Source organism: Streptomyces diastatochromogenes (assembly GCF_002242805.1).
Taxonomy (GTDB): domain Bacteria; phylum Actinomycetota; class Actinomycetes; order Streptomycetales; family Streptomycetaceae; genus Streptomyces; species Streptomyces diastatochromogenes.
On sequence record NZ_MCGQ01000031.1, the window covers coordinates 40,014 to 65,801 of the forward strand.

General features: G+C 72.4%; 24 protein-coding genes, 1 pseudogene and 1 riboswitch. Of the genes and pseudogenes, 10 read left to right on the plus strand and 15 right to left on the minus strand.

All coding sequences use genetic code 11. The features are described 5' to 3' along the window. Nucleotides 1-124: 124 nt before the first annotated feature. Nucleotides 125-757: a sulfite oxidase-like oxidoreductase gene (locus BEK98_RS31725; RefSeq protein ID WP_094220170.1), complete on the plus strand. Its 633-nt coding sequence runs from the start codon at nt 125-127 to the stop codon at nt 755-757. A gap of 18 nt (nt 758-775) precedes the next feature. Here the strand turns inward: BEK98_RS31725 and BEK98_RS31730 are convergent, their stop codons facing one another. From BEK98_RS31730 to thiO, 6 genes are all read right to left on the minus strand, one after another. Further along, nucleotides 776-1,309 (minus strand): DUF4396 domain-containing protein, encoded by a 534-nt coding sequence (locus tag BEK98_RS31730; RefSeq protein ID WP_094220305.1) that lies wholly within the window; start codon nt 1,307-1,309, stop codon nt 776-778. Nucleotides 1,310-1,384: 75 nt separating this feature from the next. After that, nucleotides 1,385-2,263 carry a deoxyribonuclease IV gene (locus BEK98_RS31735; RefSeq protein ID WP_094220171.1) on the minus strand — a complete coding sequence of 293 codons (879 nt, stop codon included), beginning with the start codon at nt 2,261-2,263 and terminating at the stop codon, nt 1,385-1,387. A gap of 56 nt (nt 2,264-2,319) precedes the next feature. Further along, the gene (gene pknB, locus BEK98_RS31740; RefSeq protein WP_167444301.1) at nt 2,320-4,245 is read right to left on the minus strand and encodes a Stk1 family PASTA domain-containing Ser/Thr kinase; all 1,926 of its coding nucleotides are present in this window, start codon (nt 4,243-4,245) and stop codon (nt 2,320-2,322) included. Nucleotides 4,246-4,338: 93 nt separating this feature from the next. After that, nucleotides 4,339-5,133, minus strand: coding sequence for a thiazole synthase (locus BEK98_RS31745; protein WP_094220173.1), 795 nt, complete (start codon nt 5,131-5,133; stop codon nt 4,339-4,341). Between the two features lie 3 nt (nt 5,134-5,136). Continuing rightward, nucleotides 5,137-5,337: a sulfur carrier protein ThiS gene (thiS, locus tag BEK98_RS31750; protein ID WP_094220174.1), complete on the minus strand. Its 201-nt coding sequence runs from the start codon at nt 5,335-5,337 to the stop codon at nt 5,137-5,139. Further along, nucleotides 5,334-6,494 carry a glycine oxidase ThiO gene (gene thiO / locus BEK98_RS31755; protein WP_094220175.1) on the minus strand — a complete coding sequence of 387 codons (1,161 nt, stop codon included), beginning with the start codon at nt 6,492-6,494 and terminating at the stop codon, nt 5,334-5,336. The genes thiS and thiO overlap by 4 nt, the downstream gene beginning before the upstream one ends. Then, nucleotides 6,492-6,603: riboswitch (TPP riboswitch) on the minus strand. Its footprint overlaps the gene before it by 3 nt. Nucleotides 6,604-6,656: 53 nt before the next feature. Here thiO and BEK98_RS31760 point away from each other — a divergent pair. The 6 genes from BEK98_RS31760 to BEK98_RS31785 all read left to right on the plus strand — a co-directional run bounded on the left by BEK98_RS31760 (nt 6,657) and on the right by BEK98_RS31785 (nt 11,467). Then, complete coding sequence (locus BEK98_RS31760) at nt 6,657-7,007, plus strand: avidin-fold protein (protein WP_094220176.1); 351 nt, start codon at nt 6,657-6,659, stop codon at nt 7,005-7,007. Between the two features lie 32 nt (nt 7,008-7,039). Next, complete coding sequence (locus tag BEK98_RS31765) at nt 7,040-8,272, plus strand: NAD(P)/FAD-dependent oxidoreductase (protein WP_094220177.1); 1,233 nt, start codon at nt 7,040-7,042, stop codon at nt 8,270-8,272. A 65-nt stretch (nt 8,273-8,337) separates the two neighbouring features. Next, nucleotides 8,338-8,703: an Rv2175c family DNA-binding protein gene (locus tag BEK98_RS31770; RefSeq protein WP_094220178.1), complete on the plus strand. Its 366-nt coding sequence runs from the start codon at nt 8,338-8,340 to the stop codon at nt 8,701-8,703. Nucleotides 8,704-8,793: 90 nt separating this feature from the next. Further along, complete coding sequence (gene thiE, locus BEK98_RS31775; RefSeq protein ID WP_094220179.1) at nt 8,794-9,441, plus strand: thiamine phosphate synthase; 648 nt, start codon at nt 8,794-8,796, stop codon at nt 9,439-9,441. Between the two features lie 131 nt (nt 9,442-9,572). Beyond that, nucleotides 9,573-10,496, plus strand: a complete 924-nt coding sequence (gene metF, locus BEK98_RS31780; protein WP_094220180.1) for a methylenetetrahydrofolate reductase [NAD(P)H] — start codon at nt 9,573-9,575, stop codon at nt 10,494-10,496. Between the two features lie 56 nt (nt 10,497-10,552). Next, nucleotides 10,553-11,467, plus strand: coding sequence for an SCO2102 family sporulation regulator (locus BEK98_RS31785; protein ID WP_094220181.1), 915 nt, complete (start codon nt 10,553-10,555; stop codon nt 11,465-11,467). Between the two features lie 13 nt (nt 11,468-11,480). Here BEK98_RS31785 and BEK98_RS31790 read toward each other — a convergent pair whose 3' ends face one another. From BEK98_RS31790 to BEK98_RS31810, 5 genes and pseudogenes are all read right to left on the minus strand, one after another. After that, on the minus strand, nt 11,481-12,992 hold the full coding sequence (locus BEK98_RS31790; RefSeq protein WP_208643294.1) for a phytoene desaturase family protein: 1,512 nt from the start codon (nt 12,990-12,992) through the stop codon (nt 11,481-11,483). A 45-nt stretch (nt 12,993-13,037) separates the two neighbouring features. Then, a pseudogene (locus BEK98_RS31795) lies at nt 13,038-13,439 on the minus strand (DUF4126 domain-containing protein); the annotation flags it as partial. Nucleotides 13,440-13,902: 463 nt separating this feature from the next. Then, nucleotides 13,903-14,532 (minus strand): TetR/AcrR family transcriptional regulator, encoded by a 630-nt coding sequence (locus BEK98_RS31800; RefSeq protein ID WP_066992729.1) that lies wholly within the window; start codon nt 14,530-14,532, stop codon nt 13,903-13,905. Nucleotides 14,533-14,579: 47 nt separating this feature from the next. Further along, nucleotides 14,580-16,664, minus strand: a complete 2,085-nt coding sequence (locus BEK98_RS31805) for a YhgE/Pip family protein (RefSeq protein WP_094220183.1) — start codon at nt 16,662-16,664, stop codon at nt 14,580-14,582. Further along, entirely contained in the window at nt 16,636-17,421 is a 786-nt protein-coding gene (locus BEK98_RS31810; protein ID WP_094220184.1) for an ATP-binding cassette domain-containing protein, read from the minus strand. Before BEK98_RS31810 ends, BEK98_RS31805 begins: the two co-directional genes overlap by 29 nt. A gap of 167 nt (nt 17,422-17,588) precedes the next feature. Between BEK98_RS31810 and BEK98_RS31815 the strand changes: the two genes are divergently transcribed. From BEK98_RS31815 to BEK98_RS31825, 3 genes are all read left to right on the plus strand, one after another. Then, nucleotides 17,589-18,152 carry an SAV_6107 family HEPN domain-containing protein gene (locus BEK98_RS31815; RefSeq protein WP_094220185.1) on the plus strand — a complete coding sequence of 188 codons (564 nt, stop codon included), beginning with the start codon at nt 17,589-17,591 and terminating at the stop codon, nt 18,150-18,152. Nucleotides 18,153-18,275: 123 nt separating this feature from the next. Continuing rightward, nucleotides 18,276-19,046 (plus strand): methyltransferase, encoded by a 771-nt coding sequence (locus tag BEK98_RS31820; RefSeq protein ID WP_094220186.1) that lies wholly within the window; start codon nt 18,276-18,278, stop codon nt 19,044-19,046. Nucleotides 19,047-19,322: 276 nt separating this feature from the next. Then, nucleotides 19,323-19,709 (plus strand): DUF3040 domain-containing protein, encoded by a 387-nt coding sequence (locus BEK98_RS31825; RefSeq protein ID WP_094220187.1) that lies wholly within the window; start codon nt 19,323-19,325, stop codon nt 19,707-19,709. A gap of 85 nt (nt 19,710-19,794) precedes the next feature. Here the strand turns inward: BEK98_RS31825 and BEK98_RS31830 are convergent, their stop codons facing one another. The 4 genes from BEK98_RS31830 to BEK98_RS31845 form a co-directional block, all read right to left on the minus strand. Then, nucleotides 19,795-22,182 (minus strand): transglutaminase TgpA family protein, encoded by a 2,388-nt coding sequence (locus BEK98_RS31830; protein ID WP_094220188.1) that lies wholly within the window; start codon nt 22,180-22,182, stop codon nt 19,795-19,797. Next, nucleotides 22,182-23,540: a DUF58 domain-containing protein gene (locus tag BEK98_RS31835; protein ID WP_094220189.1), complete on the minus strand. Its 1,359-nt coding sequence runs from the start codon at nt 23,538-23,540 to the stop codon at nt 22,182-22,184. Before BEK98_RS31835 ends, BEK98_RS31830 begins: the two co-directional genes overlap by 1 nt. After that, nucleotides 23,540-24,580: an AAA family ATPase gene (locus tag BEK98_RS31840; protein WP_094220190.1), complete on the minus strand. Its 1,041-nt coding sequence runs from the start codon at nt 24,578-24,580 to the stop codon at nt 23,540-23,542. Before BEK98_RS31840 ends, BEK98_RS31835 begins: the two co-directional genes overlap by 1 nt. 310 nt (nt 24,581-24,890) lie before the next feature. Next, nucleotides 24,891-25,502 carry a beta-class carbonic anhydrase gene (locus BEK98_RS31845; RefSeq protein WP_208643295.1) on the minus strand — a complete coding sequence of 204 codons (612 nt, stop codon included), beginning with the start codon at nt 25,500-25,502 and terminating at the stop codon, nt 24,891-24,893. Between the last annotated feature and the right edge of the window lie 286 nt (nt 25,503-25,788).

Genomic DNA, 25,788 nt, shown 5'->3' on the forward strand with positions numbered 1-25,788 from the left:
TGCACCGTGAGTGAAGATCGTCCAGTAAGTGCGTACTTAGTAGGTACGCGCTGAGTTAATAGCAGTTGTCCGATTTGCTCATGGGTGGTCAAGGGCACTGCCCGAGGTCTGTCAGGATGGAGACATGGGTCATCCGGTGGAGCGCGAATCTGGAGCAACGGCAGGGTCCGAGCTTCCGCCGGGGCAGCGACTCCAGCGTGGCTGGCCGGTCACGCACTACGGTCCCGTGCCGAAGTTCCGGCCCGAGCGCTGGGAGTTCCGGGTCTTCGGGTCCACCGCCGACGGCGACAAGCGCACCTGGAACCACGAGGAGTTCACGGCCCTGCCGTACACCAGCGTGGTCGCCGATCTGCACTGTGTGACGAAGTTCAGCATGGTCGGCGCGGAGTGGGGCGGTGTCCCGGCCCGCGCGATCCTGGACCTCGCCCCGCCGGCGCCGGACGTCACCCATGTGATGGTCTGGGCGGAGTACGGATTCAGCTCGAACCTGCGCCTGTCGGACTTCGCCTCCGACCGCACGATCTTCGCCACCCACAAGGACGGCGAACTCCTCACCGCCGAGCACGGCTTCCCGGTCCGCCTGATCGTCCCCCATCTGTACGCCTGGAAGGGCCCCAAGTGGGTGCGGGGCGTGGAGTACATGACCGCCGACCGCCGCGGCTTCTGGGAGGAGCGCGGCTACCACAACATCGGCGACCCCTGGAAGGAACAGCGCTACTCCTACCAGGAAGAGCCCGGGGACGGCCCCGAGCTCTGACCTCTCCCGGCGTGCCGGTCAGTGGTGGTACTGGTGCACCACCGCGTGGCCCTTGCCGCGGCCGATCGTCCACTTGTTGACCGGCGTGGTCACCACGAAGGCGATCACGAGCGAGATCGCCAGCGAGATCCAGAACAGCGCGTCGCTCAGCGTGGCGTCCATCGCGGACGGCCAGACCAGGATCACCCCGTTGTCGATCAGCTCCATCACCACGATGGACAGGGTGTCCGCGGCCAGCGCCACCCGCAGGGCCGTACGGAAGTCGACGCCGGCGCGCAGGACGCCGCGCAGGGTGAGCGAGTAGCCGAAGAAGAAGGCCAGCACGATCGCCAGCAGCATGGTCGGCAGGTTGCCCCACCCGAACGCCGTCCCGAAGACCATGCCCAGCACCTCGCCGATGGCGCAGCCGGTGAGGCAGTGCAGGGTGGCCCGGGCGGCCACGGACCAGGTGGCGGCGGGTGCGTGATGGTGCGCGTGTGTCCCGTGCTCGGGGTGCTCGTGGTGCGCGTGTGCTTCGTGCTCGTGGTGCGCTGCGTGTGCCTCGTGCTGCATGACGACCCCCATGTCAGGTAACGGTTCCTGCGCCCAGCAGGAACCGTATACCCCCCAGGGGTATTCCCCAAGGGGTTATCCGTCGCGCAGTTTCTTCAGCCGCTCCACGTCCGCCGCGTGTCCTTCCTTGCCGCCGGGCGTCTCGATGATCAGCGGTACGCCCTCGGTCGCCGGGTGGGTCATCAGCGCCCGGAACGGGTCCTCGCCGATGTGGCCGGAGCCGATGTTCTCGTGGCGGTCCTTGTGCGCGCCGACCACGTCCTTGGAGTCGTTGGCGTGGATCAGCTTCAGCCGCCCCTCGCCGACGGTGTCCACCAGCAGGTCCAGGGTCTGGTGCATGCCGTTCGGCCCGGTCAGGTCGTGCCCGGCGGCGAAGATGTGGCAGGTGTCCAGGCACACGCCCAGCTTCGGATGGGCGTCCAGCGCCTCGAAGTACGGCCCGAAGTCCCAGGTGCGCGAGCACAGCGAGGCGCCCTGCCCGGCGGTCGACTCCAGCAGGAGGTAGGGATCGTCGTCGTGGGTCAGCTCGTCCAGCAGCGGCAGCAGGTGCTCGCGCACCTGCCGCAGTGCCACGGCCCGCTCCCGCCCGCCGGTCGCGCTGCCGGTGTGCACGACGACGCCGAGCGCACCGATCTCCCGCCCGCGCCGCAGCGAGTGCCTGAGCGACTCCACCGACTTCTCGACGGTCGCCTCGGTGTGCGAGCCGAAGTTGATCAGGTAGGGGGCGTGCACATACGCCGGGATCGACTTCTCGGCGCAGGCCGCGCGGAACGCCTCGTCCTGCCGGGGGTTCCCGGCCGGTGTGGCCCACCCGCGCGGGTTGGCGACGAAGACCTGCACGGTCTCCGCCTTGAGGTCATGCGCGTACGACAGACCCACGGAGTGCAGGCCGCCGGCCACGGGGACGTGGCCGCCCACGGGGTTGCGGGGGAGGGAGGGCTGATCAGGACTCACCCGTTCAGGGTGTCATGCCCGTCCGGCCCCCGGACCACGGTCCCCGGTGACCCCCGTCACCGGATGGTGATCGTGATCGTCGACCCCTTGGGCGCCTTCTTGCCGCCCTCCACCGACTGCTTCGTCACGGTGTCGCCGAACAGCCCGAGCAGCCCGCGGTCCTTGTCCACCTGGAAGCCGTAGGCCTCCAGTCGCTTCGTCGCGTCGTCCACGCTGGAGCCCACCACGTCCGGGACCTCGATCATCTCCGGGCCCTTGGACAGCGTCAGCGTCACCGTGTCGCCCTCGGCGGCCTGGCTGCCGTCACCCGGGCTCTGCGCGGCGACCTTGCCCTTGTCGTACTCGGAGTTGATCTGCGCGGCGGCGATCTTCACCTTCAGCCCGGCGTCCGTCAGTTCCTGGCGGGCCACGTCCAGGTCCTTGTCGGTGACGTCCGGTACGTCGATCCGGCTGCCCTTGCTGACGGTCAGCGCGATCGCCGAACCGGCATGCCGCTTGGTGCCCGCCTGCGGTGTCGTGGCGATCACGGACCCCAGGGTGACGTCGTCGCTGAACTCCCGGGTGACCATGCCCGGCTCGAGACCGTCCGCCTTCAGCCGGGCCTGCGCCTTGGCGAGCGGCTGTCCCTCCAGATCCGGCACGTTCACCGTCTCCGGGCCGAGCGAGATGGTCAGCGTCACCGAGTCGTTGTCCCGGATGCGGGCGCCGGGCGCCGGGTCGGTGCTGATGACCGTGCCGCGCTTGACGGTGTCGTCGTAGGCCCGCTTGACCTGCCCGACGCCGAGCCCGGCCGTCTCGAGCCGCTCCCTCGCCTGCGCCTCCGTCTTCGACAGCAGCGGCGGGACCTTCGTGAACTGGCCGGAGTTGATGTACCAGACCCCGGCGCCCACGCCGAACACGACCAGCACGGCGGCGACGACCGTCAGCACCAGGCGCCTCGACCGACGGGGCGGCACGGGCGGTGCCTGCAGCCGACTGGTGTGCTGGACGCCCGCGGCGGGGTCCTCGTCGTCGTTGACGGGCAGCGGCCGGGGCACGGTCAGCGAGCGCGGGATCACGCTCGTACGGTCCGCGGAGATGTCGCGGTGCTCGTGATCCGCGGACAGCGCCTGCGGCGGCAGCGCGTCCAGCTGCTCGGCGCTGAGACCGGCCCGCGCCCGCAGCACCTGGCCGAGCAGCGCCGCCGCGTCCTGCGGCCGGATGTCCGGGGTGCGCGCGGTGGCGGAGGCGACCAGCTCGTCCACCTCGTACGGCAGCCCCGGCACCAGCGCCGAGGGCGGGGGCACGTCCTCGTGGATGTGCTTGTAAAGGACCTGCGCGGGGGAGTCCCCGGAGTGCGGCTTGCCGCCGGTCAGCATCTCGTAGAGGACGACACCGCACGCGTACACGTCGACCCGGGGGTCGGCGGTGCCCTGTTCTATCTGCTCGGGCGCGAGGTACGACACGGTCCCGAGCACGGCACCCGTCGTGCTGGTCACGGTGTCCACGGACCGTACGAGCCCGAAGTCGGCGACCTTGACCCGGCCGTCGTCCCCTATCAGCACGTTCTCGGGCTTCATGTCCCGGTGCACGAACCCGGCCCGGTGGGCGGCGCCGAGCGCGGCCAGCACCGGCTCCAGGATGTCCAGCGCGGCCCGCGGCTGCAGCGCGCCCCGCTCGCGCAGCACGTCCCGCAGGGTGCACCCGGCGATGTACTCCATCGCCAGGTACACGTACGACCCGTCGGTCCCCTGGTCGAAGACCTGCACCACGTTGGGGTGGGCGAGCCGGGCGACCGACTTGGCCTCCCGGATGAACCGCTCCACGAACGACCCGTCGGCCGCCAGGGTCGGGTGCATCACCTTGAGCGCGAGCACACGGTCGAGGCGGGTGTCCAGGGCCCGGTAGACCGTGGCCATCCCACCGACCGCGATCCGCGCATCGACGCGATACCGTCCGTCGAGCACCTGCCCGACGAGGGGGTCCTGAAGGGTCGTATCCACGCAGGCGAGTGTACGAGGGGTGACCGACAGTCCCGCCCGCTCGGCCGTTCCGGGGACGGACTGCAGCAGAGCTGTGACCCTGGTGGCACGCCGCTAGAAGGCAGGGCGTTCCGGATCCAGGTGCGCGCGGCCCTCCGCCGGGGAGGAGGCCTCGGCGAAGTGCCTGCGCGGGATCCGCCCGGCCAGCCGGGCCAGCCGTCCCGCCTCCACCGCGTGCTTCATGGCGGCGGCCATCGTCTCGGGCTCCTGGGCCCGCGTGACGGCCGAGGCGAGCATCACGCCCGCGCAGCCCAGCTCCATCGCCAGGGCCACGTCCGACGCCGTGCCGGCCCCCGCGTCCAGGATCACCGGCACGCGCGCGTGCTCCACGATCAGCTGGAAGTTGTGCGGGTTGCGGATCCCGAGCCCGGAGCCGATCGGCGAGCCCAGCGGCATCACCGCCGCACAGCCCACGTCCTCCAGCTTCCGCGCGAGCACGGGGTCGTCGTTGGTGTACGGCAGCACCGTGAAGCCGTCGTCGACCAGCGTCTCCGCCGCGTCCAGCAGCTCCACCGGGTCCGGCAGCAGCGTCCGCTCGTCGGCGATGACCTCCAGCTTGATCAAGTCGGTGCCCAGCGCCTCCCGGGCCAGCCGGGCGGTCAGCACGGCCTCTCCGGCGGTGAAACAGCCCGCCGTGTTCGGCAGCACCCGGATGCCCAGCTTCTCCAGCACCGACAGCACCGAGCCGTGCACCGCGGGATCGACCCGCCGCATGGCCACCGTGGTCAGCTCCGTACCGGAGGCGACCAGCGCCCGCTCCAGCACCTCCAGGCTCGGCGCGCCACCCGTACCCATGATCAGCCGGGAGCCGAGGGGCACACCACCGAGGACGAAGGGATCGTCGGCCATGGGTCAGCCTCCTTGCACGGCGGTGAGGACTTCGACACGGTCACCCTCGGCGAGGGCCGTGGTCGCCCACTGCGCGCGCGGGACGACGGTCTCGTTGAGGGCGGCGGCCACCCCGGAGGGCGCCACGGTCAGGGTCTGCACGAGGGCGTCCAGCGCGGTGCCCGGGGCGACCTGGCGGCGCTCCCCGTTGACGGAGATGTTCATGCGGGCTGCTCCATGAGTACGGCGCCGAAGCGCTTCGGCGTGAACGGGCGGGCCTCGTCGGGCAGCTCACCGCTGACCAGCAGCTCCGCCATGACGTCCCCGGTGACCGGCGTGAGCAGCACTCCGTTGCGGTAGTGCCCGGTGGCCAGCAGCAGCCCGTCGAGCCCGGACGGGCCGAGCAGCGGCGCGTTGTCCGGGGAGCCGGGGCGCAGTCCCGCCCGGGTCTCGGTGAGGGGCAGCTCGGTGATCCCCGGCACCAGCTCATGCGCGTCGCGCAGCAGCTCGTACACGCCCCCGGCCGTGACCGTCGTGTCCCAGCCCAGCTCCTCACTGGTGGCGCCGACGACCAGCTCGCCGTTCTCCCGGGGCACCAGGTAGACCTGGCTGCCGCGCACCACCGCCCGCACGGTACGGCTCAGGAAGGGCGCGTACCGGCGCGGCACGGTCAGCCGCAGCACCTGGCCCTTCACCGGCCGCACGGGGGGCAGTACGTCCTCCGGGACGCCCGTGAGGCGCCCGCTGAGGCTGCCGCCCGCGAGGACGGTCCGCTCCGCGCGCAGCGCCGTGCCGTCCGCCGTGGTGACCCCGGCGGCCCGGTCCCGGACGACGTCGAGCCGCTCGGCCCAGGACCGGTGGAACACCACCCCGGCCCGCTCGCAGGCGGCCACCAGGGCCGAGGCCAGCCGCCTCGGGTCGATCTGGTGGTCGCCGTCGACCCGCAGCCCGCCGCGCACACCGGGCGCGAGCATCGGCTCCAGACGCCGGCACTCCCGCCCGGACAGCCACTCCGACTCCAGGCCCGAACGCTGTTGGAGCGCGTGCAGTTCGCGCAGGTGGGCGCGGTCGTCGGCGTCGAGTGCGACGGCGAGCGTGCCGCAGCGGCGGTAGCCGAGGTCGTGGCCGGTCAGCTCGGTCAGCTCGGCCGCGAAGTCCGGGTAGCGGCGGGCGGACTCCAGGTTCAGGGCGAGCAGTGTCTCCTCGCCGTAGTGCAGTTCGGTGACCGCGGCCAGCATCCCCGCCGCGACCCGCGCGGCCCCGCCGCCGGGCTCGGGGTCCACCACGGCCGTGGCGAGCCCGCGCTGCGCGGCCCGCCAGGCCGTGACCAGGCCGATGATCCCGCCCCCGATGACGAGGACGTCGGACGTACGTGACGACATGGGCGTCCAGCCCCTCCCTTCGCCGGCATGACCCGGATCAGGTTCGTACGGTCGGAGGCCGCCAGCCTCCCTCTCAGCCCGGTGCGTCCGGGCTCCCGCGAGTGCTTGTACGGTGGCCACCCTAGCCCGCGGCACTCGTCACCCGTAAGGGAGCCCCGATCCATGGCCCGCTCGCTCGACGGACTCGTCCTCGCTCCGGTGGCGGACCAAGCCCCAGGTCAGGTGGGTACGCGCACCCGGTTCACGTACCACGAGCAGGACGGCGAGATCTGGGCCGAGTACGCGGGCGGCGACGTCGTACGCGGCCATCTGGTCGGCACCCGGGCCGGGGACCTGCTGGACTTCCGGTACGTGCAGCTCAAGCGGGACGGGACCACCTCCTCGGGGCACTGCGTCTCGACCGTCGTGGAGCTGCCGGACGGGCGGGTGCGGCTGGAGGAGACCTGGGAGTGGGAGTCCCAGCCGGGCGCCGGGACCAGCGTTGTGGAGCAGGTCACCGAGCACGCCCGCTGACTGACGGATTGTCAGTTGTCTATGGTGATCGGGTGAGCGAGCAGACACCGCAGCAGGGCACGTCACAAGGGCGGCGCGTGGTCGTCGCGGGCGCCGGCATGGCCGGAGTGCAGACCGCGGTCGCCCTGCGTGAACAGGGCTTCACGGGGACCGTCACGCTGATCGGCGCCGAGCCCCACCAGCCGTACGACCGGCCACCGCTGTCCAAGGCCGTGCTGCTCGGCAAGGCCGAGGGCTCCGCCTTCGACATCGATTTCGAGTCGCTCGGCGTCGACCTGCGCCTCGGCTGCGAGGTGCTCGGCGTGCGCCCGGGCGACCACGAACTGGACACCGAGGCCGGGCCCGTCCCGTACGACGTGCTGGTCCTCGCCACCGGCGCCGAACCGATCACGCTCCCGGGCACCGAGGGCGTGCCCGGCGTGCACCTGCTGCGCACCCTGGACGACGCCGAACGGCTGCGACCGGTGCTCGCCCGGCAGCACGCCATCGTGGTCGTCGGTGCCGGCTGGATCGGCGCCGAGTTCGCCACGGCGGCCCGGGAGGCGGGCTGCGCGGTGACCGTCGTCGAGGCCGCCGACCGGCCGCTGGCGGGCGCGCTCCCGCCCGAGGTGGCCGCCCCGATGACCGCCTGGTACGCCGACAGCGGCGCCGAGCTGCGCACGCACGCGCGCGTGGAGCGCGTCGAGCCCGGCGCGGTGGTGCTCGCCGACGGCACGCGGCTGCCCGCGGACGCCGTCGTCGTCGGCATCGGCGCGCGCCCCGCCACCGCCTGGCTGGCCGGCTCCGGCATCGAGCTGGGCACGCACGGCGAGGTCGTGGCCGACGCCCGGCTGCGCACCTCCGCCCCGGACGTCTACGCGGTCGGCGACTGCGCCTCCTTCCCCTCGGCCCGGTACGGCGCCCGGCTGCTGGTCCACCACTGGGACAACGCCCTGCAGGGCCCGCGCACGGTCGCCGCGAACATCCTGGGCGAGATCCCCGTGGCCTACGACCCGGTCCCGTACTTCTGGTCCGAGCAGTTCGGCCGCTTCGTCCAGTACGCCGGCCACCACCCCGCGGCCGACCGGATGGTGTGGCGCGGCGACCCGGCGAGCCCGGCCTGGACCGTCTGCTGGCTGCGCGAGGACCGCCTGGTGGCCCTGCTCGCCGTGGGCAGGCCGCGCGATCTGGCCCAGGGCCGACGGCTGATCGAGGCCGGCCGCCGCATGGACCCCGAGGCCCTGACGGACCCGGCCCGGCCGCTCAAGGACAGCACCGCCGACTAGGCACGCCGTCCCCGGCCGGACCGGCCTGGCTTCCGACTGTCAGTGGGGGATGGCAGGCTTGTCCTGTGACCGAGATTGACGCAAAGATCGATGCTCTCGTCCCTGCCTGGCTCACCCTCCCCGACATCGCCGAGATGCTCGACGTAGAGGTGACGCGCGTGCGGCAGCTGGTCAAGGAGGGCCAGCTCATCGCCGTACGCCGAGGTGAGAACCGGGCGCTGCACGTCCCCGCCGCCTTCATCGACGGGGACAAGGTTGTCAAGGGCCTGTCCGGGACCCTGACGCTCCTGAGGGACGACGGCTTCACGGACGAAGAGATGATCGAGTGGCTCTTCACCCCCGACCCGACCCTGCCCGGCACCCCCGCGCAGGCCCTGAGCGAGAATCGCGGCACGGAGGTGAAGCGCCGCGCCCAGGCGCTCGCCGTCTGAACCGACCCGCACCACGGGTGGCGTACGGGCCCCGGCCCGTACGCCACCCACTCGCCCACCCATGAACACCGACAACGGGGGGACCCACGCATGTCCGACACCGCCCGCAGCAGGTTCGCCGACGCCCGCCTCTACCTCTGCACGGACGCCCGCCGGCGGCAGGGCGACCTCGCCGAGTTCCTGGACGCGGTCCTGGCCGGCGGCGTCGACATCGTGCAGCTGCGCGACAAGGGCATGGAGGCCGCCGAGGAGCTGGAGCACCTGGCGGTCTTCGCCGACGCCTGCGCCCGGCACGGCAAGCTGCTGGCGGTCAACGACCGGGCCGACGTCGCCCACGCCGCCTCCGCCGACGTGCTCCACCTCGGCCAGGGCGACCTCCCGGTCCGCGCGGCCCGCGCGATCCTCGGCGACGACGTCCTGATCGGCCGCTCCACGCACGCCGAGTCCGAGGCGGCGGCGGCCGCCGTCCAGGAGGGCGTGGACTACTTCTGCACCGGCCCCTGCTGGCCCACCCCCACCAAGCCCGGCCGGCACGCCCCGGGCCTCGACCTGGTCCGGTACACCGCCGCCCTGGGCACCAACCGGCCCTGGTTCGCGATCGGCGGCATCGACCTCGGCAACCTGGACGAGGTGCTGGACGCGGGTGCCCGCCGGGTGGTCGTGGTCCGCGCGATCACCGAGGCCGACGACCCCGGAGCCGCCGCGGCGGAGTTCGCGAAGCGGCTGCGGCAGGCCTAGGGCGGGCGTAGAGCGGGTTCTGTCCGGTGTCTGTCCAGGTTTTTGTCCAAGGGGTGGACAGGAAGCGGACAATTCGGGCAAATTTCCAGTGCCCGGTTGGGGGACCGCCCACCCCTGGCTAACCTGCCGGTATGGCCCTCGGAACCGCATCCACCAGGACTGATCGCGCACGCACCGTGCGCGACATGCTCGCCGCCGGCAAGACGACGTACTCGTTCGAGTTCTCCGCGCCGAAGACCCCCCAGGGCGAGCGGAACCTGTGGAACGCGCTCAGGAGGGTCGAGGCCGTCGCGCCCGACTTCGTCTCCGTCACCTACGGCGCCGGCGGTTCCACGCGCGTGAACACGGTCAAGGAGACCCAGCAGATCGTCGTGGACACGACGCTCACCCCGGTCGCCCACCTCACCGCGGTCGATCACTCCATCGCCGAGCTGCGCAACATCATCGGCCAGTACGCGGACGCCGGCATCCGCAACATGCTCGCCGTGCGCGGCGACCCGCCCGGCGACCCGATGGGCGACTGGGTCGCGCACCCGAGCGGCCTGACCTACGCGGCCGAGCTCGTCCGGCTCATCAAGGAGTCGGGCGACTTCTGCGTGGGCGTCGCCGCCTTCCCGGAGATGCACCCGCGGTCCGCGGAGTGGGACACCGATGTCGCCCACTTCGTCGACAAGTGCCGTGCGGGCGCCGACTACGCCATCACGCAGATGTTCTTCCAGCCGGAGTCGTACCTGCGGCTGCGCGACCGCGTCGAGGCCGCCGGCTGCGACACCCCGGTCATCCCCGAGATCCTGCCGGTCACCAGCGTGAAGATGCTGGAGCGGCTGCCCAAGCTCAGCAACGCGCACTTCCCGGACGCCCTGAAAGAGCGGATCCTCACAGCGAAGGGCGATCCGGCGGCGGTACGCTCCATTGGCATCGAGTTCGCCACGGAGTTCTGCGCACGGCTGCTGGACGAGGGAGTGCCCGGACTGCACTTCATCACCCTGAACAACTCGACGGCGACCCTGGAAATCTACGAGAACCTGGGCCTGCACCACCCCCCGCAGGCCTAGACCGGCCGCACCGCGATACGACACACTGCGTAGCGGTCACTGGGAGAGGGGCGTACATGGGCTGGACGGTCCTCTACATCGCGTTCGGCATCGTCGCACTGTGGTTGCTCGGCGAGGTGCTGCTGCAGTACAAGGCACGGCTGCGCTGGCGGCTGCTCGCCTTCGTCGGCTTCCTCGGTGTCGTGGTCGGCGTGCTGATGCCGTCCGTCATCGTGATCGGGCTGGGCGCCATCGCGTTCGCGCTCGGCCAGACCTACGTCACGCTGTCCTTCCGCCGCGGCTTCGCCGCCGGCTGGGCGGTCAAGCGCCCCGAGGCCGAGGCCGAGGGCGGCGGCAGCAAGCGCCGCCGCGGCCGGGCGGACCGCCACGACCCGAACCTCGAGGTCTCGGACCTGGAGCCCGCCGAGGGCGACGACCGGGGCGCCGACTACGGCCGTGAGCAGCTCGCCTACGGCGACGACGACTACGACCGCGACGACGTCTTCAGCCCGGCCCGGTCGGCCGAGCCCACCGCCGCCGAGACCACCGCCGTCTACGAGCCCCAGCCCCTCCCCGAGGACACCGGCTCCTACGGCGTCTACGGCGACACCGCCTACGCGGGCGCCGCCCAGCCCCAGGCCGCCGAGCAGAACTACGCCTACGACTACTCGGGCTACGCCCAGCAGCAGAGCTACGGCTACGACACCGGCGCCCAGCAGCAGGGCTACGCCAACTACTCCGACCCGTACATCGGCACCCAGTCCTACGGCACCGGCTACGACCAGCAGCAGTACGGCCAGCAGGGCTACGGCCAGGACCCGTACGCCACCGGCGGCTACGGCCAGACCCCGGCCGGCGGGGTCTGGGTCCCGCAGCAGCGCAACGACGAGACCTACGGCGGCGAACTCCCGCAGGAGCAGCCGTACCCGTACCAGGGCAACGGGCAGCAGCCGCAGCCGGGCACGGGGTACGACGAGCAGTACCGTTTCTGAGGCCTGCCGCGGCTCACTGGGAGCCGCGGAACTCCGGCCCCTCCACGATCAGCCCGGCCACCAGCGCGCCCGACATACCGGCGTGGGGGAGACCGCCGCCGGGGTGTGACCAGCCGCCCACGCGGTACAGCCCGGGCAGGCGCGTGGTGTTCGCCGGGTGCAGGAAACGGCCCCGGCCGGCGGCGAGTGCGGGAGCGGGCACGGCCCCGAAGCGGGCGCCCGTCTCCTCCTCCGTGTGCACGGGACTGCGCACCTCGTGCCACAGCAGGCGCTCCCGCAGCCCGGGCACCGCGCGCCGGCCGGCTTCGAGCAGGAAGTCCGTGTAGCGCCGGACCGTGCCCTCGTCCTCCCAGGCGGCCTCGCACGACACCACGGCGGACACCACCACGGACTCGTGCGCGCCGTCCGGTCTGAGCGCGGGGTCGTCCGGGCGCAGCACGGTCACCGTGGGGCACACCGGCTGGTCGCCGCCGGGAGAGGCCAGGAAGTCCAGCTCGATCTCGGCGTCCGGTGCGTGGACGACCGTACGGTGGGCGGCTTCGGGCTCGCGCCCGCCACGCAACGCCAGCAGCAGGGTGAACCGGGCGGGCGGGGGCGAGATCGGGTCGGCCCGCACGTCACCGTCCTCGTCCAACGGATGCTCCGTCAGGTCCCGCAGCCGCGCCGTGTCCACGTCCGCCACGACATGGTCCGCCTCGGCCACCGTCCCGTCCGCCAGCTCCAACCCCTTGGCCCGGCCGTCCTTCTCCAGGATCCCGATCACCTCGGCGCCGAAGAAGAACTCGACCTTCCGCTGCAGGCACCGCTCGTACACCGCGCGCGCCAACTCCCTGATGCCCCCGCGCACATACCAGGTGCCGAAGGCGTGCTCCATGTACGGCAGCACGGCCGCGCTCGCCGGAGCGGTCCGGGGATCGAGGCCGTACGCGAGCACGTGGCTCTGCAGGAGGGCCGCCAGGCGCTCGTCGCGCAGCTCCCAGGCGCCGATCTCGGCCGGGGTGCTCGCCCGGCGTGTGCGCAGCAGCCGCTTGTGCGGGACGGCCGGATACGGCTCCCGCTCCGCCAGCACCTGCCAGTTGGGCCACAGGGGCTCCTCCAGCAGCGGCCGGCGGGTGCGGTCCCAGGCCTCGCGGGCCCGCACCAGGAAGTCGCCCCAGCGCTGCCCGGCCCCCGCGCCCAGCGCCTCGTCCAGGGCCGCGACGACACCCGCGCGCGAGGCGTTCGGCAGGGCCACCCGCGTGCCGTCCGCGAAGACGTGCCGCGCGGCCGGGTCGACCTGGACCAGCTCGACGACGTCCTCCAGCGGCTGCTTGCCGGTCTTGACGAACAGATCGCGGTACACGGCCGGCAGCGTCAGCAGCCCCGGGCCCGTGTCGAAGGCGAACCCGTCCCGCTCGAAGCGGCGCACCGCACCGCCGTACGTCTCCGTACGCTCGTACACCGCCACCCGGTGGCCCGCGACGGCCAGCCGGGCAGCGGCCGCCATCGCGCCCATCCCGGCGCCGATCACCGCAATCCGTGCCATGCCTGCGACTTTATCGACCGCCACTGACAACGCGGCCCGCGGGCGTCAGCCGGGCGGCCCGGACACCCGTGAGGCCGGCCGCCGCTCCTCCCGCCGCCGGGCCCGGCGCCTGAGGAAGCGCCGGATCCGCGAGACCAGGAACACCAGCACCACGAGCCCGGAGACGAGCAGCACCGCCGCGATGATCGCCGCCGCCTCCGGATGGAAGATCGCGAACGAGACGAGGCCGGCCACCCCGAGATCCTCGGCGAGGCTCAGCACGAAGTTGCTGAACGGCTCCGGCGAGGTGTTGACCGCCATCCGCGTCCCGGCCTTCACGGTGTGACTGGCCAGCGCGGTCGAACCGCCGACCAGCCCGGCCGCCACGTCCGACAGCGAACCGCTGTGCCCGGCGAGCAGCGCCCCGACCCAGGCGCCCGCGAGCGGCCGGACGACCGTGTGCACGGAGCAGCACCACCGCGTAGGCGTTGATGCCGCTGGCCCAGCCGCTGGTGCTGTGTCTTCTGGGGGACACCCCCAGACCCCCGGCCAAAGGGAGTACGGACACGGACGCGATCGTAGCCAGACGGCGGGCCGGCGTCGTGGGCCCGCGCACACACGCCTGAGTATCCGTACCTAGGCGCCGAGATGAGTACGCGCGCGGATGGGCCGCGGCCTGCGCGAACGGGAGAGTGGAGACACGGCAAGGGGGCGCGGACCGGCACCGCCGACACGGGGCGGCGGAACGGCGTCCGCGCCCTGGCCGCTCCTTCCGCCGATCCGTCGGCGGAAGCGAGGCACGGGGGACCCGGGGCAGACCACCACGGGGGACCATCGGGGGAAACCGTACGGGGGAGTACGGGAAGTACGGGGGAGTGGGAAGGCGCCGGTCCGGCAAGCGGACCGGCGCCTTTCTCGTGCTCCGGTGTGTTCAGCCCTTCCCGCTCACGCGCCCCTGGAGCAGTCGGGACAGGGCCGCATGGACGTCGTCCAGGGAGCGTTCCGGCTGGAAGGACTTCCAGTCGAGGGCGGCCACCAGGACCATGCCGACCAGCGCGGCCGCCGTCAGCTGGACGTCGATCTCCTCGCTGAACTCACCGGCCGCCACACCCTCGCGCAGCACCCCCTCGACGACGGCGACGGCCTCCTGCCGCACCACCATCAGCGTGGACTGCCAGGCACGGTTGGTGCGCCACAGCTCGGCCACGTACAGCTGGGTGAAGGCCGGGTAGCGGTCGATGAAGACAAGGCCCGCGCGGACCATCGCGTCCAGCGCGTCCACCTTGCTGCCGCCCTCGGCCGCGGTCCGCTCGGCCGCCTCCCGCAGGGAGGCGGTGAGGAGGCCCACGCCGTGCCGCAGCAACTCCTCGAAGAGGACCGACTTGCTCGCGAAGTTGTAGTAGACCGTGCCCTTCGCGACTCCGGCCCGCTCGGCGATCTCGTCCACCGTGGTGGCGGAAAAGCCCTGCTCGGCGATGAGTGTGACGGCCGCCTCGTAGAGCTTCTGCCGGGTTGCCTCGCGGCGCGTGCTGCCGCCTGACGTGGCGCTGCTGCTTTCCATGGCCCCGATTGTCACAGGTACGCGCGCGTGCAGGGACGCGTTGGGGATCACAGGCTCAGCTCCGGGTGCAGCCGGTCCAGCGTCCACACCTGGCGGCGCCGGGCCGCGAGCGCCGTCAGCGCCAGGGCACCCGCGGTGAACGCGGTCAGCACCCCGCACGCCTGCCACACCGGGCCGAGCCCGCCGCCCGTGATCAGCCGGCGCAGGGCCTCCACGATGTAGCTCATCGGCAGGAACGGGTGGAGGGCGTTGAAGAAGCCCGGGCTGGTCTGCACCGGGTAGGTGCCGCCCGCCGAGGTCAGCTGGAGCATCAGCAGCGCCAGGACGAGGATCCGGCCGGCCGCGCCGAAGCGGGCGTTGAGCCACTGCACGATCGCGGCGAAGCACGCCGCCACCAGGAACAGGAAGCCGACCGTTCCGGCCGCCCGCGCCATCTGCAGGCCGATCGCCCAGTGCAGCACGGACATCAGGGCCACCGTCTGCAGCACGCCCACCGCGGCCACCGGCAGCCAGCCGGCCAGCGCGATCCGCCAGGCCGGCGAACCGGCCGCCAGGGCACGCCGGTTGAGCGGCGGGATCAGCATGTACGCCACCATCGCGCCCACCCACAGGGACAGCGGGATGAAGTAGGGGGCGAAGCCGGTGCCGTAGTTGGGCGCCTTGTGCAGGTCGTGGGTGGCGAGCTGGACCGGGTCGGCCATCACGCCGGTGCGCTGGTCGCGGTCCTGCCTGTCGTAGTCGGGGATCTTCTTCGCACCGTCGTGCAGACCGCCGGCGAGCTTTCCGGAGCCGTCGACCAGCTTGTACATGCCGCCGCTCAGGGTCTCGGCACCCGACTCGGCCGTTCCGATGCCCTGGTCGAGCTTGACCGCGCCGATCCCGGCGGTGCCCAGTCCGGCATGGAGCTGCTTGGCGCCCGCGGCGACCTCGGCCGCGCCGTCGTTCAGCCGGTTGATCTTCCCGACGGCGTCGTTCACGTCCTCGTAGAGGTGCGGCGCGCGCTCGGCCAGGGCCTGGGCCTGCGTCTGGAGCGTGCCGAGGTTGGCCTGCATCGTCTTCAGGTCGCCGTCCTGGTCGGCGATCAGGGTGTTGAGGTCGTCGGCGACGGTGGCCACGTCGGCGGCGGCCTGCCTGGCCTTCTTCAGGTCCGGGCAGATGGGGTCGGGGAGGGTCGCGGTCTCGCAGTGCGTCCGGTAGACCTCGTCCAGGACGGCGGAGGAGGCATGGGCGGTCCTGGCCGCACCCGGTGCGAGCTTCACCAGGACGTCGAGGTTGTGGCGGACCGCCTTGGCCGAGTCGGCGACCAGTTGAGCGGTGTCCCCGATGGTCTTCCCGTTGTCCTTCAGGAAGGGGCCGGCCTTCCGGTAGACGCCGTTGACGTTGTCGGCGAGGGCCTGGGTGCCGTCCGCGACCCGCTGTGAGCCGTCCTCCAGGTCGCTCGCGCCCGTGGTGAGCTTCGTCAGGCCCTTGGAGAGCCTGCCGCTGCCGCTCTTGGCGTCCTTCAGGCCGTCCGCGAGGTCCTTGGAACCCTTCTCCGCCTTTCCGATGCCGCCCTTGAGCCGGTCGGCACCGTCGGCCGCCGTCACGGTCTTGTCGTGGATGCCGGAGAACGAGATGAAGATCTTGTCCAGGAAGGTCCGGGACGCCTTGGTGGACGCGGCCGTGCGGACCTCGCTGAAGACCGTCCGGGAGATCTGGCCGACGATGTAGTTGTTCGCGTCGTTCGTGCGCACCCGGAGCGCGCCCGTCTCCGGGGAGTCGCCCGAACTGGAGGCGATCCGCTCGCTGAAGTCGGCCGGCATCGTCAGCGACAGGTAGTACGTGCCGTCCTCGACGCCCTCGCGGGCCTCGGCGTCGCTCACCTCGTGCCACGCGAAGGTCCGGCTGTCGCGCAGCCCGGCCACGATGTCGTCGCCGGCCGTGAGCTTCTTCCCGCCCGCGGTGGCGCCCTTGTCGTCGTTGACCAGGGCCACCGGGATGCGGTCCAGGCGGCCGTACGGATCCCAGAACGACCACAGGTACAGGGCGCCGTAGAGCAGGGGCAGCACGAGCAGCGCGACCAGGGCCGCGCGCGGCAGCTTCCCGCGCCCGAAGCGCCTCAGCTCAAGCGCGGCCAGCCTCGGCGAGCGCATCGGCCTCCCCCTTCGTTTCGCTCTTCTCGCTCTTGTCTTCCGTGTCTTCGCCGCGACCGCTCGTGTCCTCGCCTCGGTGGGTGGGGACGGCGACGCAGTCCTCGGGGGCGGTGCGGCACACCGCCACGACCGTCGTCCCCGCGCGCGTGAGGGACCGCAGCAGGTCCCAGACCTCGGCGCGCTCGGCGTCGGAGAGCTTCGTCTCGACGTCGTCCACACCGAGCAGCCCCGGCCGGCCGAGGAGGGCCAGCGCGATGGACAGGCGCAGCTCCTGAAGCCGCTCGAGATCACGTACGGCCGTGCGGGGGCCCTTGGGGAGCGTCTCCAGGTCGAGTCCGGCGGCGGCCAGGGCCGCGTCGACGCGCAGTCGTGCCTCGCGGGCGCGGTCCGCCCGCGGACTCAGCAGCGCGCGCGGCGAGTCGCCGAACCTGCGCTGCAGCAGGGCCCGCTCGCGCAGGTGCTCCCCGACGGTCAGGGCCGGTTCCAGGTCGGTGACACCGGCCACGTTGGCCACGGCGCCGATCCGGCGCACGGCCGCCATGTGCCGGGGGATCCCGGACCCGCCCACCGTGGCCGCGCCCTCGGTGGGCTTCATCCGTCCCGTGAGCGCGAGCAGCAGGCACGTACGGCCGGAGCCGGACGGTCCCTCGATCGCGATCAGCGAGCCTGGCTTCGCGTCGAAGGTGATGCCGCGGAAGGCCCACCCCCGTGGCCCCTTGAGCCCTAGGCCCTCGGCTGTGACGTCCACGCCGTCCACACGCCCCCCTGCCTGGTTGCATCTTTTTGAACTGACTGGTCAGTGCAAAAATACGCCCGAACCTACGATCGAAGCAAAAGCCCAGGTCAGAACGGATTGTCAGTGCCATACCTCACGATGGGCACATACGGCACCTGTGCCGTCACCCAGACGACAGGAGGTTCGTCATGGCCAACTCGTCCGCAGCCGCCGCCCATCGGCGCCGCGCCACCGGCCCTGCCCCCTCACTGACCGGCCCGGCGAGCGATGTGCACCCCGTGCTCCGCCGGACCACGGCCCCGCCCGCCGCCCTCGACCTGCTGACCCTGGCCCGGGCCGGCCTCGAAGAGGCCACCGTCCTGGAAACCCCCAACGAGCGCTATGCGGCGGCCCACCTGGCCGCTCTGCGCACCGCCGCCGCCGTGCTCGCCGCCCGGGCCCGCCCCGAGACCTCCCCGCGCCGCCGGGCCCGCATCCGCAGCGCCTGGGAGGTGCTTCCCGAGATCGCCCCCGAACTGACCGAGTGGAGCGCGCTCTTCGCCTCCGGCGCCGCCCGCCGCGCCCGCGCCGAGGCGGGCATCCAGGGAGCGGCCGGACAGCGGGACGCCGACGACCTGATACGCGACGTGGCGATGTTCCTCCGCATCGTGGAGCGGATGCTGGTGCTCCAGCCCGTCCTGCCCCAGCCCCGCCAGGACACCGACGAGCGAAGCGGCCCGGGCCCTCGCGGCCGCCTCCCGGACGCGGGCTGACCGCGACGGTCCGCCAGGCGGGACGGACACGGCAGTACACCTCCGCGGTGACCAGGTACGGCGCCGGAGGCAATAGGGTGGAGTTCACCGGAAGCCGCCCGCCCTGCCGAGGAGTCAACTGCCGTGTCGGACCCGATGCGCCCCCGCGCCTCTCTCCGTACCGCCGTGGTCTGGGAGGTCCTCCAGGACGCCCTCGACCGCCGGGTCAAGGCCACGGGGCGGGACTCGCTGGACGTGCTCGACACCGGAGGCGGCAGCGGCAACTTCGCCGTGCCGCTCGCCCGCCTCGGGCACCGCGTCACCGTCGTCGACCCCAGCCCGAACGCGCTGTTCGCGCTGGAGCGCCGCGCCGCCGAGGCCGGTGTCGCCGACCGGGTCAAGGGCGTCCAGGGCGATGCCCACGGCCTGTTCGAGGTGGTCGAGCGCGGCGGCTACGACGCCGTGCTGTGCCACGGTGTCCTGGAGTACGTCGACGACCCCGCCGAGGGCGTCCGCAACGCGGTCGCCGCGCTGCGCTCCGAGGGCGTCCTCAGCGTCCTCGCCGCCGGTCTCGGCGGTGCCGTCCTCGCGCGGGCGCTCGCCGGCCACTTCAAGGAGGCCAAGCAGGCCCTGGAGGACCCGGAGGGCCGCTGGGGCGCCGGCGACCCGATGCCGCGCCGCTTCACCGCGGAGCAGCTCACCGCGCTGGTCGAGGGCGCGGGCCTGAAGATCGGCGCCGTACACGGCGTGCGGGTCTTCGCCGACCTGGTGCCCGGTGTCCTGGTGGACACCGAGCCCGGCGCCCTCGACGCCCTGCTCAAGCTGGAGGCCGCGGCGGCCGAGTTGCCCGCGTTCCACTCCGTCGCCACCCAGCTCCATGTGCTCGGTGAGACGTCGGGGGCCGCGGAGGTCTGAGCGGCCTTCCGAGATCCGGCGCTGATCAGGGACTTGGCGGCAGATGGAGTACGCCACAAGACCCCCGATCGAGCGGTTTGCGCCGTATGATCGAGGTATACCGTCCGGCATGACGGGTCGGCCGCCGGGGAATGGAAGCCTCAGCGAGCCGGGACGGCCATGGCGGATTCCGGTTGGCCTATTGGCGTAGAGGGGCGGGTTTCACGGGGGCGATTCCCTGCCTATCCTGAAGGGACCCCCGAGTCGCCCCGGCGACTGCACGATGAGGAGGACTCCGTGCCGCTCTCGGAGCACGAGCAGCGCATGCTCGAGCAGATGGAGCGAGCGCTGTACGCCGAAGATCCCAAGTTCGCGTCGGCGCTTGAGGGAAGTGGGCTGCGGACGTACACCCGGCGGCGGGTCTACCAGGCGGTCGCGGGCTTCCTCGTGGGTATCGCGCTCCTCATGGCCGGAATGGTCGCACAGCAGATCTGGGTCAGCGTGGTGGGCTTCCTCGTCATGCTGGGCTGTGCCGTACTCGCCGTCACAGGCTGGCGGAAGGCCCCCAAGCCGGGTGAGCAGCCCGCAAGTGCCCCGCGCCGCCAGGTACGGCAGAAGCGCTCCATGATGGACCGGATCGAGCAGCGCTGGCAGCGCCGCCGGGACGAGCAGCAGGGCCATTAGCCGCTCGGCGGTTCGCGCACACAACAGCAGACATCCGTGAGGGGTGACCACCAGCCGGTGGTCACCCCTCACGCGTTCTCCGGACTCAGCCCTGCTGCCCCGAAGGCCTGCGCAGCGTCGGCCGGGCCGCCACCGCACGCGCCCTGAGCGCCGCCCACCGGGCCGACACCGCCCACAGCACCTGCACGGCCGACCGCGGCGCGAACCGCGCCCGCAGCCGCGACCACCTGTTCACGCTGCCGTTCAGGGCGGCGACCACCCGGCGCACGTCCTCGGCCAGGCCCGCCACCGGGCGCGGCCGGGGCGCGTACAGCACCTGCTCCAGCGCGTCCGCCACCCGGTGCACGGAGGCCCCGGCCGCCGGGTCGAGATGCCCCAGCCGCACGATCCGGGCGGCGGCCTTGCGCGGCGTCTGCGACTCGTCCGGCAGGATGCCCACGTCCCAGGCGCTGCCGGTCAGCTCCTGCCAGGCCGCCAGCGCGTGGGCCGCCGCGCCTTCCTCGGTCCGCGCGTGCGCCCCGAGCCGTACGGACCGCACCCGCGCCCGCCACAGCATCGGCGCCAGCGGGATCGCCAGGACCACCAGGCCGCCGAGCCCGATCAGTGCGTACCACAGCCAGCGCCACGAACCGCCGCCACCGTCGGGCTGCGCCACCGCGGCGGACGGGCTGTCGCATGCCTCAAGTTTGCGCTGCTGGGACGTGCAGCTCTCGCTCGGCGAAGCCGACACGGAGGGCGCCGTCGACGACCCGCGGGACGGCAGGGCCTCGTCCGGCTGCGAGGAGCCGGGCGTGTTCGACTGGGTGTACGACGGCACGGTGCCCCGGGTCGGAGTCGGCTCGAAGCGGGTCCAGCCGACGCCCTCGAAGTACAGCTCGGGCCAGGCGTGCGCGTCCTTCAGGGTCACCGAGACCGAGCCGTCCGCCTGCGGGGTCCCGGGCGCGAAGCCCACCGCGACCCGGGCCGGGATGCCGAGCGTGCGGGCCATCGCCGCCATGGCGAAGGAGAAGTGGACGCAGAAGCCCTGCTTCTTCTTCAGGAAGGTCGCGATCGCGTCCGGGCCGCGGCCGACCTCCACCTGGGTGTCGTACTGGAAGCCGCCGGACACGGCGAAGTAGTCCTGGAGCTTGACCGCCTCCTCGTAGTGGCTCGCCGAGCCCGCGGTGATCGCCTTGGCGGTTTGGGCCACCACCTTCGGCAGCTTGGACGGCACCTTGGTGTACTCACGCTTCAGCGCGGCCGGCGGCTGGGCGGCCGCGGCCAGCTGGTCCGCGGTCGGCTGCACGTCCAGGCTGTTCACCTGGTAGGTCTCGCCGCGCGTGTTCTGCCCGTGGTCTCCGACGAGCGTCATGCCGACGGGCTCGTACCGCCAGTTGCCGCTGATCCGCACCCCGCTCGGCGGGTACGGCATCGGCAACCAGTCCTGCGCGTACCAGTCCGCCGCCGTGACCGTCGTCTTCACGGTGGAGCGCTTGATGCCCGTGCCCAGGCCGACGGGCGTGGGGAAGACGTCCGGCACGCCGACGATGTGCCGCTGGGACGGCTTCCAGGTGGTGCCGTCGAAGTCGTCCAGCGAGACGATCCGCAGGTACATGTCCGAGAGGTCGCCCGCACTGGTCTTCAGGGACAGCACCTGGCGGTCGTTCTCCACGTTCAGGCTGTCGCGCAGCGACACCAGGGGGTTGACCGCGGAGATCGTGCCGCCGTTCCCGTTGCCCGCGCCGACGCCCGCTCCGGTGCCGTCCAGCAGGCCGCCCTGCATCGCGGGCAGGGCGGCCGGGACCACCAGGGCGACACCGAGGGCGACCGCGCCGATCCGGCGTCCGGTGCGCACCGGGGCCACCGCGCCGCCGTCCGGGTCGCCCGGAGCGCGGGGCGCGCCGCCGAAGACCCGGCCCCACTGGGCCAGCCGGTCCCGGCCCTCGGCGAGCAGCAGCATCAGATAGCCGGCCGCCGCGACCAGGAACCACAGCCAGTCGGTGCCGCCGTCGGACAGCCCCGCGGCCACCGAGTACAGCGCGAGCAGCGGCAGCCCGGCCGGGGCCGCGCTGCGGAAGGTCACCGCGAGGGTGTCCACCAGCAGGCCGATCACCATGACACCGCCGATCAGCATCAGCTTGATGCCGTCGGTCAGCGGTGCCGGTATCGCGTACCGGCTGACGTCGTCCGAGCCCTGCTGGAGCAGGTCGCCGAAGTGCCGGAAGGCCTCCGGGCCCGGGACGAGCCCGAAGAACGCCTGCTGCCGGGCGAAGACCAGGGTCAGCAGCATCAGCGTGACCAGGACCTGCGCCGCCACGGTCAGCGGCCGGGCCAGCGGCACCCGCCGGGCTGCCGCGCCCACCCCGGTCTGCACGGCGACCAGCAGCACCGTCTGGAACAGCCACGTGGGCTGGTCGACCAGGGGCAGCAGGGCGCACGCGGCCATCAGCGTGGCCGCCGCGGCGCACAGGGCCAGTCGTGCCCGCCCGCTCATCACAGTGCCTCCCCGCTCACGGCGGTCAGGCCCGAGCGTTCCCGGTCCGCCTGCCGCCACAGATCGTTCAGCGAGGCGCCGCGCGGCACGCCCAGCGCGGTCCAGCCCGCCTCGCGCAGCATGCGCAGCCGCTCCTCGTGCCGGGCGCCCGGGCCGGGCACGTCCGGCGTCTCCCGCACCCAGGTGTCCGGGTCCAGCACGAACGCGACCGCACCGCCGCTGCGTTGGCGCATCTTCGCGACCACCGCGGCCTGCTCCTCGTCGAGATCGCCCAGGAAGGCGATCAGCAGCCCCTCGTTCCCGCCGCGCAGCAGGTCGTACGCCCGGGACAGGCCCGTGCCGTCGGAGTGGTCGATCACCGCGAGGGTGTCCATCATCAGCCCGGCCGCGTCCGCGCTGTCCTGGCCGGAGCCCGCGAACCCGTCGGCGCCCTCGCCGGGCACCGAGCTGCCGTTGTCGGTCAGCAGGCGTACCGAGAAGCCCCGTTCGAGCATGTGCACCAGCACCGACGCGGTGCCCGAGACGGCCCACTCGAAGGCCGAGTCGGGGCCCGCGCCCTCGTAGCCGATGCCCCGGGTGTCCAGCAGGACCGTGCAGCGGGAGCGGCGCGGCTGCTCCTCGCGGCGCACCATCAGCTCGCCGTAGCGCGCGGTGGAGCGCCAGTGCACGCGGCGCAGGTCGTCGCCGTAGCGGTACCCGCGCGGGATCACGTCGTCCTCGCCCGCGAGGGCCAGCGAGCGCTGCCGCCCGTCGCCGTACCCCCTGGCCTCGCCGCTGAGCCGGACCGGCGCCAGCGGCTCCACACGCGGGATGACGGTCAGCGTGTCGTAGGTCGAGAAGGAGCGGGTGAGTTCGCACATCCCGAAGGGGTCGGTCAGCCGCAGCTGCAGCGGGCCGAGCGGATAGCGGCCGCGCAGGTCCGAGCGGACCCGGTAGGACACCTCGCGGCGGCCGCCCGGCTCCACCCGGTCCAGCACGAAACGCGGCCGGGGCCCGAGGACGTAGGGCACCCGGTCCTGGAGCATCAGCAGGCCCGTGGGCAGCCGGGAGACGTTGTCCACCCGCAGGTGCACCCGGGCCTCGCTGCCGGCGGGCACGCGCGCGGGGGAGAGCCGGCGGCTGCCGGCCACCCGGTAGCGCGTGCGGTAGAGCACGGTCGCGCAGAGCAGGGGCAGCACGGCCAGCAGCAGGCCCACCCGCAGCAGATCGCTCTGGCCCAGCACATACGCGCAGATCGCGGCCGCGATCCCGGCGGCCAGGAAGGAACGGCCACGGGTGGTCAGCCCCGCCAGAGCCGTGCGGACCCCGCCCGCCTCCCCGCGATCGGGCTCCGCCTGCCCCGTCCCCCCGGCGCTCATCACAGACTCCGCGGGGGCTGCTGCGGATAGGCCGGCACACCCCGGCCCAGACCGCCGAAGCCGCTCTGCTGCTGCGGTGCGGCCGGCACCGGGGTGTGCTGCAGGATCTCCAGCACCACCTGTTCGGCCGTACGCCGGTTGAGCTGCGCCTGCGCGGTGGGCAGCAGCCGGTGGGCGAGGACGGCGACGGCGAGCGCCTGGACGTCGTCCGGAAGTGCGTACTCCCGGCCGCTGAGGGCGGCGGACGCCTTGGCCGCGCGCAGCAGATGCAGCGTCGCGCGCGGGGAGGCGCCGAGTCTGAGGTCGGGGTGCGTGCGGGTGGCCGCGACCAGCTCGACCGCGTACCGCCGCACCGCCTCGGAGACGTGCACCCCGCGCACCGCCTCGATCAGCTTCACGATCTCGTGCGCGTGCGCCACCGGCTGGAGGTCCTCCAGCGGGCTCACGCCGCCGTGGATGTCGAGCATCTGCAACTCGGCCTCGATGCTCGGGTAGCCGACGGAGACCCGCGCCATGAAGCGGTCGCGCTGGGCCTCGGGCAGCGGATAGGTGCCCTCCATCTCCACCGGGTTCTGCGTGGCCACCACCATGAAGGGGCTGGGCAGTTCATAGGTCTGCCCGTCGATGGTGACCTGCCGCTCCTCCATGGACTCCAGCAGCGCCGACTGGGTCTTGGGCGAGGCGCGGTTGATCTCGTCGCCGATCACGATCTGCGCGAAGATGGCGCCCGGCTTGAACTCGAAGTCCCGGCGCTGCTGGTCCCAGATGGACACCCCGGTGATGTCCGAGGGCAGCAGGTCGGGCGTGAACTGGATACGCCGCACCGTGCAGTCGATGGACCGCGCCAGTGCCTTGGCGAGCATGGTCTTGCCCACTCCGGGGACATCCTCGATCAACAGGTGTCCCTCGGCGAGCAGTACGGTCAGCGAAAGCCGTACGACCTCGGGCTTGCCCTCGATCACACCCTCCACCGAACTGCGGACACGCTCCACAGTGGCGGTCAGATCAGTGAGGCTCGCTCGATCGTCATAGGTCGTCACCCGGCCCTCCTCGGCCCGTTCTTACTCGGGCCGACGCTCTGCGATGCGAAACCGGCCCACCCCGAAAACACGGACACCGCGCGGAAAAGGTTCCACGCGACGCCCACACCCCGCATTCTTGCTGCCGTTACCGATTCGTGTCACTCGCCTGTGGACAACTGCCCGCACGATGTCGGTCTTACGGCCTTTTCGACCACCGTTTTCGATGCCGTGCGGCGGAATGTTTTCGCAGGGCGGGGGTGCCGGGTGGGCAGGGCGGGGTGTTCGGGGCGGACCGGCGGCCCCGGTCGGGCCAGGTTCAGACCAGGTGTCAGGCCGGGTCGACCTCGCGCAGCAGACCGGTGCGCACGTCGAAGACGAACCCGCGCACGTCGTCGGTGTGCAGCAGGAACGGCGAGGTGCGCACCCGCTGCATGGACTGGCGCACGTCCTGGTCGACGTCCCGGAAGGACTCCACCGCCCACGCCGGACGCTGGCCGACCTCCATCTCCAGCTCGGTGCGGAAGTCCTCGGTGAGGGCCTCCAGACCGCAGCCGGTGTGGTGGATCAGGACGATGCTGCGGGTGCCGAGCTTGCGCTGGCTGATGGTCAGGGAGCGGATCACGTCGTCGGTCACCACGCCGCCCGCGTTGCGGATGGTGTGGCAGTCGCCGAGCTCCAGGCCGAGCGCGGCGTGCAGGTCGAGTCGGGCGTCCATACAGGCCACCACGGCCACGTGCAGGACGGGCCGGGCGTCCATACCGGGGTCGGTGAACGCGGAGGCGTAGTGTTCGTTCGCCTCCACCAAGCGGTCCGTCACGGTGCCGTCGCTGGTTATGGCGCCTTCGGATCCAGTGGGAACTGCTGCGGAAGTCGTCATAGTCACGACGTTACTGGTCACCCTCGGTCCAGGCCTGCTGTGAGAGCGGACAAAGAACGTCATCGTGGCTTGTTGTGAGCTAACCCACACGGAGGGCAAACGTAGGCCGGACGGGTGAATCTTTTCGAATTGCCACTCCGTCCGAGGCGCGCTACGCGACGCGCAGGCCGGTTGATTGACCGCGAGACACGGTGGACTAAAGTGACGCGAAGCGGGAGGGGCGGCTCTCCCTGCTGGTGAAACCCCCCGGAGACCCCGGCACACATCCGGACCGTCTCCCCACGTGCGCGGCGCGTACGTACGGCTCGGCCTCCTCCCGCTCCCGGTCGGCTGACGCTTCCGGCGCCGG